The organism is Pseudomonas sp. 28 E 9 (assembly GCF_900004785.1).
GTDB classification, from domain to species: domain Bacteria; phylum Pseudomonadota; class Gammaproteobacteria; order Pseudomonadales; family Pseudomonadaceae; genus Aquipseudomonas; species Aquipseudomonas orientalis_A.
In genome coordinates this window covers 155,228-171,013 of record NZ_CVTK01000057.1, presented here as the reverse complement: position 1 = coordinate 171,013, position 15,786 = coordinate 155,228, and the positions used below count along the sequence as shown (strand labels likewise).

General features: G+C 61.7%; 9 protein-coding genes. 3 read left to right on the top strand and 6 right to left on the bottom strand.

Going from position 1 to position 15,786, the window contains the following annotated elements; genetic code table 11:
- Complete coding sequence (purL, locus tag BFQ00_RS25530; RefSeq protein ID WP_065935109.1) at positions 1–3,897, bottom strand: phosphoribosylformylglycinamidine synthase; 3,897 nt, start codon at positions 3,895–3,897, stop codon at positions 1–3.
- A 286-nt stretch (positions 3,898–4,183) separates the two neighbouring features.
- Here purL and mltF point away from each other — a divergent pair, with 286 nt between their 5' ends.
- On the top strand, positions 4,184–5,644 hold the full coding sequence (gene mltF, locus BFQ00_RS25525) for a membrane-bound lytic murein transglycosylase MltF (protein WP_065935108.1): 1,461 nt from the start codon (positions 4,184–4,186) through the stop codon (positions 5,642–5,644).
- Between the two features lie 130 nt (positions 5,645–5,774).
- Here mltF and BFQ00_RS25520 read toward each other — a convergent pair whose 3' ends face one another.
- From BFQ00_RS25520 to treP, 5 genes are all read right to left on the bottom strand, one after another.
- Complete coding sequence (locus tag BFQ00_RS25520; protein WP_065935107.1) at positions 5,775–6,068, bottom strand: PTS transporter subunit EIIB; 294 nt, start codon at positions 6,066–6,068, stop codon at positions 5,775–5,777.
- Between the two features lie 2 nt (positions 6,069–6,070).
- Positions 6,071–8,602, bottom strand: a complete 2,532-nt coding sequence (gene ptsP / locus BFQ00_RS25515) for a phosphoenolpyruvate--protein phosphotransferase (protein ID WP_065935106.1) — start codon at positions 8,600–8,602, stop codon at positions 6,071–6,073.
- Between the two features lie 86 nt (positions 8,603–8,688).
- On the bottom strand, positions 8,689–9,909 hold the full coding sequence (locus BFQ00_RS25510; RefSeq protein ID WP_065935105.1) for a maltoporin: 1,221 nt from the start codon (positions 9,907–9,909) through the stop codon (positions 8,689–8,691).
- Between the two features lie 164 nt (positions 9,910–10,073).
- Positions 10,074–11,720 carry an alpha,alpha-phosphotrehalase gene (gene treC / locus BFQ00_RS25505; protein WP_065935104.1) on the bottom strand — a complete coding sequence of 549 codons (1,647 nt, stop codon included), beginning with the start codon at positions 11,718–11,720 and terminating at the stop codon, positions 10,074–10,076.
- Between the two features lie 118 nt (positions 11,721–11,838).
- Positions 11,839–13,281, bottom strand: a complete 1,443-nt coding sequence (treP, locus tag BFQ00_RS25500) for a PTS system trehalose-specific EIIBC component (RefSeq protein WP_065935103.1) — start codon at positions 13,279–13,281, stop codon at positions 11,839–11,841.
- Positions 13,282–13,536: 255 nt separating this feature from the next.
- Here treP and treR point away from each other — a divergent pair, with 255 nt between their 5' ends.
- Entirely contained in the window at positions 13,537–14,241 is a 705-nt protein-coding gene (gene treR / locus BFQ00_RS25495; protein ID WP_065935102.1) for a trehalose operon repressor, read from the top strand.
- A gap of 176 nt (positions 14,242–14,417) precedes the next feature.
- Entirely contained in the window at positions 14,418–15,722 is a 1,305-nt protein-coding gene (locus tag BFQ00_RS25490) for a hypothetical protein (protein ID WP_065935101.1), read from the top strand.
- The last annotated feature ends 64 nt before the right edge of the window (positions 15,723–15,786 follow it).

Genomic DNA, 15,786 nt, shown 5'->3' with positions numbered 1-15,786 from the left:
TTAGTTCACCCACACGCGAGCGTTGCGGAACATGCGCATCCAGGCGCCGTCTTCGTTCCACTCTTCCGGGCGCCACGAGTTCTGCACGGCGCGGAATACGCGCTCCGGGTGCGGCATCATGATGGTGACGCGACCGTCGCGGCTTGTGAGGCCGGTGATGCCGCGCGGCGAGCCGTTCGGGTTGGCCGGGTAGCTCTCGGTGACCTTGCCGTGGTTGTCGACAAAACGCAGGGCCACAGTGCCGGACAGGTCGGCTTCGAGCAGCGCTTCTTCGCTGGCGAACTCGGCATGGCCTTCGCCGTGGGCGATAGCGATCGGCATGCGCGAACCGGCCATGCCCTGCAGGAAGATCGAGTTGGATTCCTGCACCTGGACCATGGCCACGCGAGCTTCGAACTGCTCGGAACGGTTACGCACAAAGTGCGGCCAGAACTCGCTGCCCGGGATCAGTTCGCTGAGGTTGGACATCATCTGGCAACCGTTGCACACGCCCAGGGTGAAGCTGTCGTTACGTTCGAAGAAACCCTGGAACGCATCGCGGGCGCGGCTGTTGAACAGCGCCGACTTGGCCCAGCCTTCACCGGCACCCAGTACGTCGCCGTAGGAGAAACCGCCGCAGGCTACAAGACCTTTGAACTCATTGAGGTCAACGCGACCGGCGAGGATATCGCTCATGTGCACGTCGATCGCATTGAACCCGGCACGGTCGAACGCCGCCGCCATTTCCACCTGGCCATTGACGCCCTGCTCACGCAGCACGGCAACCTGTGGGCGAATACCCTTCTTGATGTAGGGCGCGGCGATGTCCTGGTTGACGTCGAAGCTGAGCATGGTGCTCAGGCCCGGGTTGTCTTCTTCCAGGATCGCGTCGAATTCCTGCTCGGCGCAGTCGACGTTGTCGCGCAGGCGCTGGACCTGGTAGCTGGTCTCGGCCCACTGGCGCTGCAGCAAGCGGCGCTGACCGGTAAAAACCGTGTCGCCATTGAACGAGATAGTGACTTCGCCGTTGTTGATCGGCTGGCCAATCACCGCCACGCATTCGGCAAGACCGGCAGCGCTGAACTGTGCGAGCACGTCCGGGGTAGCGTCCTGGCGCACTTGGATCACCGCACCCAACTCTTCGTTGAACAGGATGCCGTTGATCTCGGCGGCATCCTCGGCAACGCTGTCGAGCACGATGTTCAGGCCGCAGTGACCGGCGAAGGCCATTTCTACGACGCTGGTCAGCAAGCCACCGTCGGAACGGTCGTGGTAAGCCAGCAGGTGACCGTCGGCATTCAGGCCCTGGATCACGGCGAAGAAGGCCTTGAGGTCTTCAGCGTCGTCGACATCCGGCGCGTGTTTGCCGAGCTTGCCGTGAGTCTGCGCCAGGATCGAGGCGCCCATGCGGTTCTGGCCACGGCCCAGGTCGATCAGGATCAGATCGGTGGTGCCCTTGTCCATGCGCAGTTGCGGGGTCAGGGTCTGGCGGATGTCGGTGACCGGCGCGAAACCGGTCACGATCAACGACAGTGGCGAGGTGACGCTCTTGTCGGTGCCGTCTTCGTTCCAACGGGTGGACATGGACATGGAGTCCTTGCCCACCGGAATGGTAATACCCAGCTCGGGGCACAGCTCCATGCCGACCGCTTTAACCGTGTCGTACAGGCGCGCATCTTCACCCGGGTGACCGGCAGCGGACATCCAGTTGGCCGACAGTTTGATGTCGGACAGCTTGCCGATGCGCGACGCGGCGATGTTGGTCAGGGTTTCACCAATGGCCATGCGGCCCGACGCCGGAGCGTCCAGCAGGGCCAGCGGCGTGCGCTCGCCCATGGCCATGGCTTCACCGGTGTACACGTCGAAGCTGGTGGCGGTGACGGCGACGTCGGCCACCGGAACCTGCCACGGGCCGACCATTTGGTCACGGGCAACCAGACCAGTGATGGTGCGGTCGCCGATGGTGATCAAAAAGCTTTTGCTCGCCACGGCGGGGTGGTGCAGCACGCGCTCGATGCTGTCGGCCAGCTCAAGGGGGCTTGGGTCGAAATCATCGCCCAGCTCGGCTTCACGCACGGCGGAACGGTGCATGCGCGGGGCTTTGCCCAGCAGCACTTCGAGTGGCATGTCCACCGGGCTGTTGCCGAAGTGGCTATCTGTAACAGTAAGCTGCGGCTCGGCGGTGGCTTCGCCGACCACGGCAAACGGGCAGCGCTCACGTTCGCAGATGGCCTGGAAGCGCGCAAAATCTTCAGGGCCGACGGCCAGCACGTAGCGTTCCTGGGATTCATTGCTCCAGATTTCGTGCGGGGCCATGCCCGGCTCGTCGTTTGGAATATTGCGCAGTTCGAAACGGCCACCACGCTCGCCATCGTTGACCAGTTCCGGGAAGGCGTTGGACAAACCGCCAGCACCGACGTCGTGGATGAAGCTGATCGGGTTCTTGTCGCCCAACTGCCAGCAACGGTCGATGACTTCCTGGCAGCGGCGTTCCATCTCGGGGTTTTCGCGCTGTACCGAAGCGAAGTCCAGGTCCGCCGAACTGGTGCCGGTGGCCATGGAGGACGCTGCGCCGCCGCCCAGGCCGATCAGCATGGCCGGGCCGCCGAGCACGATCAGCTTGGAGCCGACCAGAATCTCGCCTTTCTTGACGTGTTCTTCACGGATGTTGCCCATGCCGCCGGCCAACATGATCGGCTTGTGGTAGCCGCGCACTTCATCGCCACGGGGGGTGGTGATGGACTGTTCGAAGGTACGGAAATAACCGGTCAGCGCCGGACGACCGAATTCGTTGTTGAACGCAGCGCCGCCCAGCGGGCCTTCGATCATGATGTCCAGCGCGGTGACGATACGCTCGGGCTTGCCGTACGGCACTTCCCACGGCTGTTCGAAGCCGGGGATCTGCAGGTTCGATACGGTGAAACCGGTGAGGCCCGCCTTGGGCTTGGCGCCACGGCCGGTTGCGCCTTCATCGCGAATTTCGCCACCCGAACCGGTGGCTGCGCCCGGGAACGGGGCAATCGCGGTAGGGTGGTTGTGGGTTTCAACCTTCATCAGGATGTGCACCGGCTCCTGCACCGCGCCGTACTGGCGGGTTTCCGGGTCCGGGAAGAAGCGGCCGGCGACGGAGCCGACGATCACCGAGGCGTTGTCCTTATAAGCCGACAGAACGCCTTCGCTGTGCATCACGTAGGTGTTCTTGATCATGCCGAACAGGCTTTTTTCCTGGCTCTGGCCGTCGATGTCCCAACTGGCGTTGAAGATCTTGTGACGGCAATGCTCGGAGTTGGCCTGGGCGAACATCATCAGTTCGATGTCGTGGGGGTTGCGCTTCAAGCCGTTGAAGGCGTTGACCAGGTAGTCGATCTCGTCTTCGGCCAGGGCCAGGCCCAGTTCGGTGTTGGCCTTCTCGAGGGCGGCGCGGCCACCGCCAAGCACGTCAATCGCAGTGAGCGGCTTGGGCTCGGCGTGGCTGAACAGGCCGGCGGCCTGTTCCAGCTGGCTGACGATGATCTGGGTCATGCGGTCGTGCAGGCTGCTGGCGATCAGCTCGGCGTCGGCGTCGCTGAACTGGCCGGCCACGTAGAACGCGATACCACGCTCCAGGCGCTGGATTTTATCCAGGCCGCAGTTGCGGGCGATGTCGCTGGCCTTGCTCGACCACGGCGAGATGGTGCCGAACCGCGGCAGAACCAGGAACAAGCGGCCGGTCGGCTCTTGGACGGGAACGCTTGGGCCGTACTTCAGAAGGCGTGCGAGCACTTGCTGTTCGTCGGCGGTCAAGACGCCGGTTACGTCGGCGAAGTGAGCAAATTCAGCATACAGGCCTGTAACCGCTGGAACCTTCTGGCTCAGTTGTTCAAGGAGTTTGCTGTGGCGAAAGGCAGAAAGGGCAGGAGCGCCGCGCAGGATCAACATCTTCGGGACAGCCTCGGGAAGGGGTGTGCTTTGAGGCCGTGCATTCTAGCGTAAACCTTCGCCCACGGCACCCGAAACGCTACCGCTGGCCGCTGCCGAACGTCAGTTGGCACGGTTTGCGCGGTGCCCAGGGACAATCCATGGCCTCGGGCGCAGATATTTTAACCGTCACAATCACGCGCCAGGCCACGTTTCTGCGGGATACAGCACAGTTTTGCAGCGACTAGCAGACAAGTGTGCCGCTGTCGAGATATGGCGCCGTGGGCCGTTTGCGTATACTGCGCAGATGTTCTCCCCAACTGCTTTGCGCCCGCGATGCGCCAAATGGCTCATCGCAACCGGAATCTTCCTGATGCTCAGCGCCTGTGTTGATAAGCCCAGCACGCTCGAGCGAATCAAGGAGGATGGCGTATTGCGGGTGGTTACCCGGAACAGCCCCGCTACGTATTTCCAGGACCGCAACGGTGAAACCGGTTTCGAATACGAACTGGTCAAGCGCTTTGCCGATGACCTGGGCGTCAAGCTGGAGATCGAAACCGCCGACAACCTCGATGACCTGTTCGGCCAGCTGGGCAAGCCCAACGGTCCGGTGCTCGCCGCTGCCGGACTGGTCAGCAGCGAGCAGCGCCAGCAACAGGTGCGTTTTTCCCACCCGTACCTCGAAGTCACGCCGCAGATCATCTACCGCAACGGCCAGTCACGGCCGACCAATGCGGCGGACCTGGTCGGCAAGAAGATCATGGTGCTCAAGGGCAGCACCCACGCCGAGCAGTTGGCGGCGCTTAAAAAGCAGAATCCTGCGATTGAATACGAAGAGTCCGACGCCGTTGAAGTAGTCGACTTGCTACGCATGGTCGACGAAGGACAAATCGACCTGACCCTGGTGGACTCCAATGAAGTCGCCATGAACCAGGTGTACTTCCCCAACGTGCGGGTCGCATTCGACCTCGGCAATGCCAGCAACCAGAGCTGGGCCGTGGCCGCCGGCATCGACAACAGCCTGCTCAACGAGATCAACAGCTACCTGGACAAGGTCGAGAAGAACGGCACCCTGCAGCGTCTGAAAGATCGCTATTACGGGCACGTCGATGTACTGGGCTATGTCGGCGCCTATACCTTCGCCCAGCATTTGCAACAGCGCCTGCCCAAGTACGAGAAGCACTTTCGCGCCTACGCCAAGGAAGAAAAGGTCGATTGGCGCCTATTGGCGGCCATCGGCTACCAGGAATCGCTGTGGCAGCCGGCGGTGACGTCCAAGACCGGCGTGCGCGGCCTGATGATGCTGACCCAGAACACCGCCCAGGCGATGGGCGTGTCCAACCGCCTGGATGCCAAACAAAGCATCATGGGCGGCGCCAAGTACCTGGCCAAGATCAAGGACGAGCTGGACGACAAGATCGCCGAGCCCGACCGTACCTGGTTTGCCCTCGCCGCCTACAACGTCGGCACCGGTCACCTGGACGACGCGCGCCTTCTGGCCAAGAAGGAAGGCCTGAACCCGAATAAATGGCTGGACGTGAAGAAAATGCTGCCGCGCCTGTCGCAGAAGCAGTGGTACAGCAAGACCCGCTACGGTTATGCCCGGGGCGGCGAGCCGGTGCATTTTGTGGCGAACATCCGGCGCTACTACGACATTCTGACCTGGGTGACCCAGCCGCAGCTGGAAGGTAACCAGGTGGTGGAAGGCAACCTGCATGTGCCGGGTGTGGACAAGACCAAGCCGCCGGAAGAGACCCCGCAGTTATAAACCCAATGCTCCAGACACCATAGAGCAATGTGGGAGGGGGCTTGCCCCCGATGAGGGAGTGTCAGTCACGGGATGGATTGACTGACATACCGCCATCGGGGGCAAGCCCCCTCCCACATTTGGATCTGCGCTAGGATTTGGCTTGGAGGCCGGTGAGTAGATGGACGACGCCTCCCGTCAACACCATCACGCCCGGTACGCCCGCCGCCTTCAGCGCAGCCTCATCCAACCGCCCCGCCTCTTTCAACTGCACCCGCACCCGCGTCAACGCCACGCGTTGTTGCGACGTGAGGTTGGCCTCGCCGCCCAATGCACTCAACACATCGACCGGTAACAGGCTCTCCCCCGCCGGCGCCGCGACCGTTTCCGCAATCAGATCCGGCGTCAGGGCTTTCCAGAACGCCTGCTGCAATTTCTCGAACATGCTCAATGCTCCACGACAGATGAGGTTTCAACGGTGGCGGCGTGGTAAAGGCGCAAGGCCTCACGCACCTGGCCGGCTTCTTCCAGGCCCAGCACTTGCCGGGCGATGATCTGGCAGTCGGCCAGGTCCAGTTCACGCACGGTGGCCTTGATGCTCGGGATCAACGGCACGCTGACCGACAGTTCATCCACACCCAGCCCGATCAGCACCGGCACCGCCAGGGTTTCGGAGGCCAGCGCACCGCAGACGCCTACCCACTTGCCATGGGCATGGGCGGCCTTGACCGTGGCAGCGATCAGGCGCAGCACCGCCGGGTGAAAGCTGTCGGCCTGGCTGGCCAGGCGTGGGTGGTCGCGGTCCATGGCCAGGGTGTATTGGGTCAGGTCATTGGTGCCAATGGAAAAGAAATCCACATGGGGCGCGAACACATCCGCCATCAACGCGGCGGACGGCACTTCAATCATGATGCCCAGCTTTGGCAACTCACTGAGCCCGAGTGCCCGCGCCTCCTCCTCGAGCACCTTGCGCGCCAGGTGCAGTTCCGAGAGCAGGCTGACCATCGGCAACATGATGTGCAGCCGCGCCAGCCCGGCGCAGGCAAGGATTGCGCGAAACTGTTCGCGCAACAGTTCCGGGCGCTCCAGGCACAGGCGAATACCGCGCAAGCCCAGGAAGGGGTTGGTTTCGGCTTCCATCGGTACATAGGCCAGCGGTTTGTCGCCGCCGACATCCAGGGTGCGCACCACCAGATTGCGCTCGGTGCCCAGGGCACGGGCAATCGCACGATAGGTGCCGGCCTGCTCGGCGGGGCTGGGCGCGCGGTTGCGGTCCAGGTAGAGGAATTCCGAACGCAGCAGACCGACGCCCTCGCCGCCCAGGGCCAGGGACTGCTCCACTTCCTGCAACGAGGCGACGTTGGCCGTGACGTCGATGTGACGGCCGTCGCGGGTGACGGCAGCCTGGGCGGCCTCGGCCATTTCGCGCTGACGTCGCAACCCCTGCCGTTCACGGGCCGCCTGCAAGTGGTCGATATCGACCTGATCCGGCGCCAGGTGCAGTTCGCCCTTGTCGGCGTCAAGCAACACGTGCGTACCCTCGGCCAACGCCAATATGTCAGCAGGCGCACCGCAGAGGGCGGGCATGCCCAGCGCACGGGCGAGGATTGCGACGTGACTGGTAGCGCCGCCGCCCACCGTGACAAATCCCATCACCTTGCGGGTATCGAGATTCGCCGTTTGCGAGGGGGTCAGTTGCTCGGCGATCAGGATCGCCTGATCCGGCAGCGCCCAGGCACGATCCTCGACACCCAGGATCAGTTCAAGCACGCGCCGGCCGACGTCGGACAGGTCTGCCGCACGCTCGGCGAGCAACGTATTGCCCAGGCCCTGGAACAATTTAGCCGTGGCGGCGGTGGCGCTGTTCCAGGCGAATGCTGCGCTTTTGCCCTTCGCCAGCAACAGGTGGGCCTGCTCAAGCAGCGTCGGGTCTTCAAGCAGCTCCTGATGGGCGCGGAAGATATCGGCCTGGGCACTGCCGGCGGCGCCGGCCTGCAAGCGTTGCAACGCCTCGTTGGCCGCCAGCAGGCCACGCGTCAATGCATCGCGCTCGGTGGCTTCGCCTGCACCGGCTTCATTAACTACCAGTTCAGGTTCAGCCACCTGGACCACCTGGCCGAACGCCGAGCCCGGTGATGCGCATACGCCGCGCAGCAGCGTGGCCGACGACACCGGCGCGACAGGTTCGACCGGCTCGGTCGGAGCCACCACCGTTTCGCCACACCCCTCGGCCAACAACGCCGTTAACGCTCGGATCGCAGCCTGCGCGTCCTCCCCCGCCGCGCTCACCTGCAAGGTATCGCCCTGCACGGTTTGCAGCGCCATGATCGCCACCAACGACTTGGCGTTGGCGCTCCGGGTCTGCTTGTGCAGGTAGATGCTCGAGCTGAAGCCTTTGGCCGCCTGGGCCAGCACCGCCGCAGGGCGAGCGTGCAAGCCGTGGGCATTGAGCAAGGTCAGCGGTTTGGAGAACAGCGCCGAGCCCTGCTGCTCATTCGCGTCCGCCGCTGCCTCGCCGGGCGATAGTCGCAGCACCGGCCGGCCCTCCTCAAGCATGTCGCCCTGCGCCGCCAGCACCACAAACGGCTCGCCACTGACCACCAGCATCAAGGTCAACAGACTGCGCGCATTGAGCGCCACATAGTCCGCGTCGAACTCGATCAACGCCTGGCCGGCCGTCACCCGCTGGCCCTCTTCGACCAGGCGCGTAAAGCCCTTGCCCGCCAGGCTCACGGTGTCCAGGCCGATATGCATCAGCACCTGTACGCCGTTGTCGTCGGTGACGCTGACCGCATGGCCGCTGTCCTGGATATTGCTGATCACTCCGGCGAGCGGTGCACAGAGGGTCTGCGAGGTGGGATCGATGCACACACCATCACCGATCATGCGGCTGGAAAATACCGGGTCCGGTACCTGATCCAGCGCCAGCAGCATTCCGGACAGGGGTGCCAGCAGTTCCAGGGGTTGAGAGGGGTTCATGGCTTCACCTGTTGTTGTTCTTTAAATTCATGGGAAACGAAGATCAAATGTGGGAGGAGGCGTGCCCCCTCCCCCATCAGTACGAGTCATTTCCACCAGTATTCAACCTGCACGCCCATGTTCGACCCATGCCGCGCTGTGCCGTAGGCACCGGTGTCGGACAACGCCGAACCTGCCGCCAGCTCATTCGCCGCGCGCTTGGCCGCCTGGTTCCAAGTGGCATAGGTGTAGTACAAGCGCACTTCCGGCCGTGCCCAGAATTCCGGGCCCTTGGGCGACCAGGTCGGCGCGAAGGTGAATTTGCTCAGCTTGCGCGTACCGCCCGTGGCCTCGACCTGATCGTGCCCCAGCTCGGTGACCAGTTTGAATTGCTCGCTGATGGCATACGCCGGGCGCACGCCGAGCGACAGCCAGTTCAGGTCCTGACGCCCGGTACGCACATCTTTCTGGTACACCGCCTGCACCTGCCCGCCAAAACGCGGCGTCAGTTGCCAGTCGAAAAACTCCACGGCACGGTAGCTTTTGCTGCTGTTGTCCAACCGCGTATTGCCGGTGTAGCCCAGGCCGGTGCCAGGGCCTTCGCCATACTGCAACGCGAATTTGTTCTTGCCGCCCAGGAACGCGCTTTGCACATGCTGCGCGGTCAACGCCCAGCCGCTGTTGGTGTCACGCCCGCCAGCCTTTTGGATGTAGCTCAAGCCAAGCTCCAGTTCGCCGCCAGGGTTGGTGTTGAAGCCGGCCACGTTGAAGTCATGCCGGGTGGCGTATTCCTTCTGGTAGAGGTTGTCTTTGCGTGACAGCGCGTAGCTGTATTTCAAGCCGCCGATCAACACATCCTCGATCCCGCCACCGGTGGCGCTCTGGTTCCAGTAGTAGAAGTCGGAGATATGGATGTCGTTACGCTTGTAGTAACGCCGCCCGGCCCACAGCGAACCGCCATTGAGGCTGGGCAGGTTGGACCATTGCGCATACATCTGCGGCATACGCGCAGAGCCGTTGTCCTCGCCCTGGAATTTGAGGGCGCGGTCGTACTTGTTATAGAGCGACGCCATGGCATCGACGCTGAGCACCGAGCCATCGTCGAAGGTCAGCAGGTCCTGGCGCAACTCAAGTTCGCCGTACTGCTCGCATTCGTTGCCCAGGCGGTATTTGGTTTGCGCGCCCGGCAATTGGAAGCACTGCTGCTTGCCGCTGCCGGTAGAGGTGCCGGCGCCGCTGCGCAGGTAACCGCCAAACTCCAGGGCTTGAGCGCCAAAGGGCAGGCTCAGGCAGGATGCAACGAGGCCCAGCTTTATTGTTGTTTTCATAAAGCACTCCGATATTTTTATTGTTTTTCTTACTGTCTTGCGTGACGCGATCGCCTGTAGGAGCGGGCTTGCTTGCGAAGCACTTCCAGGCTCCGCGCTGCACCTGGGAGGGCGCGTTATCGTTGACGATCTTCGCGAGCAAGCTCGCTCCTACAGGCGGTATTTCAACCAGTCAGGTGCAGCACAAACGATTCGTAAGGGCGCAGCGCCACCGCGCCGGTCCGCACCGGGCAGTCGGGGTAGTTGGTGATCAGCAGGCGTTGCTCGCTCGCTGCGTTGATGACTGGGTCGGGCAACTGGATTTCACATGGCGTGCCGTAGAAGTTGTTGACCACCAGCAAGCGCTCGCCCCGGCCTTCGCGCAGGTACGCCCAGACCTGGGGATGGCCTTGCAGCAGTTCGCGGTAAATGCCTTCCTGGATCAGGGGTTCACGGCGGCGCAAGGCGATCAGCGCGCGGTAGTGATGCAGCACCGAGTCAGGATCATCCCGTTGGCGCTCGACGTTGATCTGCGCCGCATTGGCCGGGATGCCGATCCACGGCTCGCCGCTGCTGAAACCGGCGCCGGGCTGACTGTTCCACTGCATCGGCGTGCGGCCGTTGTCGCGAGACTTCTGCATGATCGCGGCCATGCTCGACGCCTCGGATTCACCGGCATTACGCTTGAGGCGAAAGATATTCAGGGTCTCCACATCACGGTATTGGTCGATCCTGTCGAAGCCCGGATTGGTCATGCCCAGCTCTTCGCCCTGGTACACATACGGCGTGCCCTGGAGCAAGTGCAGTGCGGTGGCGAGCATCTTGGCCGACACCACGCGATGGACGCCGTCATCGCCAAACCGCGAGACCACCCGGGGCTGGTCGTGGTTACACCAGAACAGCGCGTTCCAGCCGCCACCGGCCTGCATGCCCGACTGCCAGTCGGAGAAGATCTGCTTGAGTTGCAGGAAATCGAACTCGGCCTCCACCCACTTCTGCAGGTTCGGATAATCGACTTTCAGGTGATGAAAATTGAAGGTCATCGACAGTTCTTTCGACGCCGGATTGGAGTAGCGAATGCAGTGCTCCAGGCTGGTGGAGGACATTTCGCCGACATTGATCAGGTCATGGCCCTCGAAGACTTCGCGGTGCATTTGCTGCAGGTAGTCGTGCACGTTGGGGCCGTCGGTGTAGAAGCGCCGGCCATCGGTGTGGTCGTCGGGGAAATCCGCGGGCTTGGAGATCAGGTTGATCACATCCAGGCGAAAGCCGCCCACGCCCTTGTCACGCCAGAAGCGCATCATCTTGAAGACTTCGGCGCGCACCCTGGGGTTGTCCCAGTTGAGGTCGGCCTGGGTGTGGTCGAACAGGTGCAGGTAGTACTGGCCGGTTTGCGCCTCGTATTCCCAGGCCGAGCCGCCGAACTTGGATTCCCAGCTGTTGGGCTGGTCGCGCCAGATGTAGAAGTCGCGGTAGGGATTGTCGAGGCTGCTGCGCGCCTGCCGAAACCACTCATGCTCGACGGAGGTGTGGTTGACCACGATATCGAGCATCAACCTGATACCGCGCTTGGCCGCTTCGCTGATCAACAGGTCGCAATCGGCCATGGTCCCGTAGCTGGGATCGATGGCGTAGTAGTCGCTGATGTCGTAGCCGTTGTCGCGCTGCGGTGAGCGCAGGAACGGCGTGACCCACAGGCAATCGATGCCCAGCCATTGCAGGTAGTCGAGCTTGTCGACGATGCCCAGCAGGTCACCGGTGGCGTTACCCGCGTGGCTGTGGAAGCTTTTGGGGTAGATCTGGTAGATCACCGAGTGTTGCCAGGTTTGCATGGTGGGTTCCTTCAGTAGAGTTTTTTGCTTGCCTTGGGGGCCTCATCGGGGGCAAGCCCCCTCCCACAGTGGAATGTATTTCAAATGTGGGAGGGGGCTTGCCCCCGATGGCGATTGATCAGGCGACCCGATAACCAGGCCGAACAATCTTCATGCTCAACACACAGGTCACAACAAAGGGCACGACAATCGCCACCGCCATGCCGATCACAAACATCGCAATGGCGCTCGGCACGATCGAGATAAATCCAGGCAGGCCACCGACGCCGATGGCCGACGCCTGCACCTTGTTCAGCGACAGGAAAATGCTGCCCAGCGCCGAGCCCAGCAGCGCGGCATAGAATGGGAACTTGAAACGCAGGTTCACGCCGAACATCGCCGGCTCAGTGATACCGAAGTAGGCGGAAATCGCCGACGTCGACGCCATGCTCTTGTCCCGCGCATTGCGGCTCATGTAGAACACAGCCAGTGCGGCGCTGCCCTGGGCCAGGTTGGACATGACGATCATCGGCCAGATAAAAGTGCCGCCCTGGGTCGAGATCAACTGCAGGTCCACGGCGAGGAACATGTGGTGCATGCCGGTGATGACCAGTGGGGCATAGAGCAGGCCGAAAATCGCGCCGCCGACCATCGGTGCCAGGTCGAACAACGTCACCACACCCTCGGTAATCAGGATGCCCAGGTGCCGGGTGACCGGGCCAATAATGGCCAAGGCCAGCACGCCGGTCACAACGATGGTGGTGATAGGCACCACGAGCAGCTGGATGGCGTTGGGCACCCGTGCCCGCAGCCATTTTTCGATCACGCTCATGACGTAGGCCGCCATCAGGATTGGCAGGATCTGCCCCTGGTAGCCCACTTTCTCGATCTGGAACCAGCCAAGAATATCGAAGTACGGCAGGCTCTGGCCGTCGAGGCCGGCGACTGCCTTGCCGTAGTTCCAGGCGTTGAGCAGGTCCGGGTGAACCAGCATCAGGCCCAGCACGATGCCGAGAATTTCACTGCCGCCAAAACGCTTGGCCGCCGACCAGCCCACCAGTGCCGGCAGGAACACGAACGAGGTGTTGGCCATCAGGTTGATCAGGCTCCACAGGCCATCCAGGTTCGGATACGCCTCCAGCAGCGTCTGGCCCTCGATGAACATGCCCTTGGCGCCCATCAGGTTGTTGATGCCCATGAGCAGGCCGGCAATGATCAGCGCCGGCAGGATCGGCATGAACACGTCGGAGAACACCCGCACCAGGCGCTGCATGGGGTTGGTCTTGTCGGCGCCCTTGCGCTTCACATCGGCGATGGTCGATGCCGCCAGCCCCGTGACGTCGCGCAAGGCGGCGTAGACCTTTTCCACTTCGCCGGGGCCGATCACCACCTGGAACAAACCGCCGGTGAAGAACGATCCCTTGACCAGGTCGACCTGGTTCAATGCACTGCTGTTGACCAGGCTGGGGTCCTTGAGCGCCAGGCGCAGGCGCGTCACGCAGTGGGCAGCTTGCTCAAGGTTGTCGCGCCCCCCGAGGTTCTCGAGAATCTCGTGGGCAATCATCGAATAGTCGTGGCTCATGCTCGTTTTCCACTGTGATTGTTTTTATGGGTGGCAGTCATTGGCAGCACGCCGAGAGGGCAAATTACTCGTCTGTACGAGTGAAATCAACAACTCGTCTATACGAGTTACAATTTTGTTTAACTTTTGCAAATGGTCCGTCAGACATTTCCACCCCCCGCATCAGTGGCGAATGGACAAACCCCACAGGTGCCACTAAGGTTCCTGCCTTGAAAGCGCCGTTCACCTTCATAGAGCCGGGCATCGAGCCATCCCATGAGCAAATACAACCAGATCTATACCGATCTGCTTGCCAGCATCACCACCGAACGCCTGCAGCGCGGCACGCGCCTTCCCTCCGAAACCGAACTGATGGACAGCTACCAGGCCAGCCGGGGCACGGTGCGTCGAGCGATCGAGCAGTTGCAGGAACGCGGTTTCGCGCAGAAGATCCACGGCAAAGGCACCTTTGTGTTGTCGCCGAACCCGATCGAGTTTCAACTGGGTGGCATCGTGAGCTTCCATGAAACCCACGCCGACCTGGGCGATGACATACACACCGAAGTGGTCGAGTTCACCCACGTGCCGCTGGAAGGCTCATTGCAACAGCACATCGAGGCTGAACCCGGCACGCTGATCACCCGGATCAAGCGGGTACGGCGCATTGGCGGCAAACGGGTGATCCTGGACATCAACCACTTCGTCGCCGACCTGATCCCCGGCCTGGACCGCTCGATTGCCGAGCAGTCGATCTACGCGTTTATCGAGCAGACGCTGCAGCTGCAGATCAGCTATGCCCAGCGCACCATCGAAGCCCTGCCGCGCAGCAAGGACGACCAGGCGCACCTGGACCTTGACGGGCAAAGCCATGTGATCGTGGTGAGTAACCAGACGTTTTTGCAGGACGGGCGGCAGTTCGAGTACACCGAGTCGCGGCATACGTTGGACAAGTTCTACTTTTCGGATATTGCGCGGCGGTAAGCGTAAGCCGGGAAACCCGCTGACCCAGTTTGCGCCGATATCTTTTTAGGAACGCCAATGGTTGTGCGCTTGGCCAAGTGCCAATTTGGGATACAGATGCGGACGACCTGCCGCCTATGCTTAGGTCGAGCTCATCGCCTTATCCTCAATGGCGACGAGCGCAGTCAGGGTGTGAAATGGACAAGTCGCAGGAAGTTGACCAGGTAGATCGGCTCACAGCGCACGCGCACAGACTCTTGAAGAGTGGCGCGCTCGGTAAATCGCAACAGATCATTCGTCTTTTCGAGTTTCTCCTCAAACGATCACTGACGGCGACCGCAACCAAAGAAATCGAGATTGCACTCGTCGTGTTTGGTCGATCCGCCAGCGTGGATCTCGCGGCTGATGCAACGGTTCGCGTGCATATTCATCGGTTGCGAAAAAAACTCGATGCGGCGCCCGTCGATGAGCGTGGCGAGCGGCTTATCCTTCCGCGTGGTGAATATCGTCTGGTCGTCGTTGTGCCCGAAGAGCAAGACAAATACGCCGACCCTGTGCGCCGACGCCTCCTTGATTGGCGGTATTTAGCCGGCGCGGCGCTTTTCCTCACGCTCAACGCACTGTGCTGGCTCTGGTTGGCAGGCAAATCACCCGGTGATTCGCGGATCGACAGCACGCTCTGGAGTGGTATCGCGAACAATCTGGCGCCGCTACTCATCGTTTCCGGTGATTTTTATGTATTCGGTGAGCAAGGCGCTGACGGTTCCATTCTGCGTATGGTCGCTGATTCCACCATCGCTTCCAGCGAGGACCTCAATAAGTACAAACAGCGGATGCCGGTGCCCGGCCAAAAGTATGTCGACATGAATGCCTATCACTTGCCGAGTGGGCTCGCATCAGCGCTGGTTTCGGTGATGCCCGTCATGGTCGCAACCAGGTCCGGAAATTCGAGCCTGATCAAGAATGTGACAACCTCACGTTTCACCAATGAGATGCTGAGTGATCACGATATTGTCTATGTGGGTTTACTCGACACGCTCGGTGATCTGCAGGAGCCGTTTTTTGATCTCTCCGGATTTTCGCTGTCGGCCAGCGGCGATACCCTTGTGGATCTAGCGACCGGGGATAAATTTCAATCTGATTGGGCCGAGCCCTCCACTGACAGAATCATGCGTCGTGATTATGCGTACCTTGCTCGCTTTCCGGGACCCGCAGGCAATCACATCGTCGTCGTTGCCGGCATTATGGACCCGGCACTGATTGAGGCCGCGAAAATTGCATCGGACAGTGCCGAGCTGAGTCGCTTGAAGACCGTGCTAGGCAATAGCGACGCCTTCGAAGCGATGTATGAGGTGCGCACATTTGGTCCGTCGAGTGTATCGGCAGAGCTGCTGATCGCACGCCCGCTGGACGTCGGTCAGATGTGGCGTACAAGACGGGCGCCGCCTGCCAGTGACAAGGCCATACCAAGCCCCGGCAAGGCAGACGAGGCCGTTCAGTAGAAGCTGAGTGTGGGAATGCCTTGCGCAACGTGCATGGCCTGCATGGGGTCTCGGAAACGGCGCC

Excerpts from the sequence above, each read along its gene's own strand:
- BFQ00_RS25490 (WP_065935101.1), top strand. The coding sequence starts at position 14,418 with ATGGACAAGTCGCAGGAAGTTGACCAGGTAGATCGGCTCACAGCGCAC.
- purL (WP_065935109.1), bottom strand. The coding sequence starts at position 3,897 with ATGTTGATCCTGCGCGGCGCTCCTGCCCTTTCTGCCTTTCGCCACAGC.
- BFQ00_RS25510 (WP_065935105.1), bottom strand. The coding sequence starts at position 9,909 with ATGAAAACAACAATAAAGCTGGGCCTCGTTGCATCCTGCCTGAGCCTG.
- treP (WP_065935103.1), bottom strand. The coding sequence starts at position 13,281 with ATGAGCCACGACTATTCGATGATTGCCCACGAGATTCTCGAGAACCTC.
- treR (WP_065935102.1), top strand. The coding sequence starts at position 13,537 with ATGAGCAAATACAACCAGATCTATACCGATCTGCTTGCCAGCATCACC.
- ptsP (WP_065935106.1), bottom strand. The coding sequence starts at position 8,602 with ATGAACCCCTCTCAACCCCTGGAACTGCTGGCACCCCTGTCCGGAATG.
- treC (WP_065935104.1), bottom strand. The coding sequence starts at position 11,720 with ATGCAAACCTGGCAACACTCGGTGATCTACCAGATCTACCCCAAAAGC.
- mltF (WP_065935108.1), top strand. The coding sequence starts at position 4,184 with ATGTTCTCCCCAACTGCTTTGCGCCCGCGATGCGCCAAATGGCTCATC.
- BFQ00_RS25520 (WP_065935107.1), bottom strand. The coding sequence starts at position 6,068 with ATGTTCGAGAAATTGCAGCAGGCGTTCTGGAAAGCCCTGACGCCGGAT.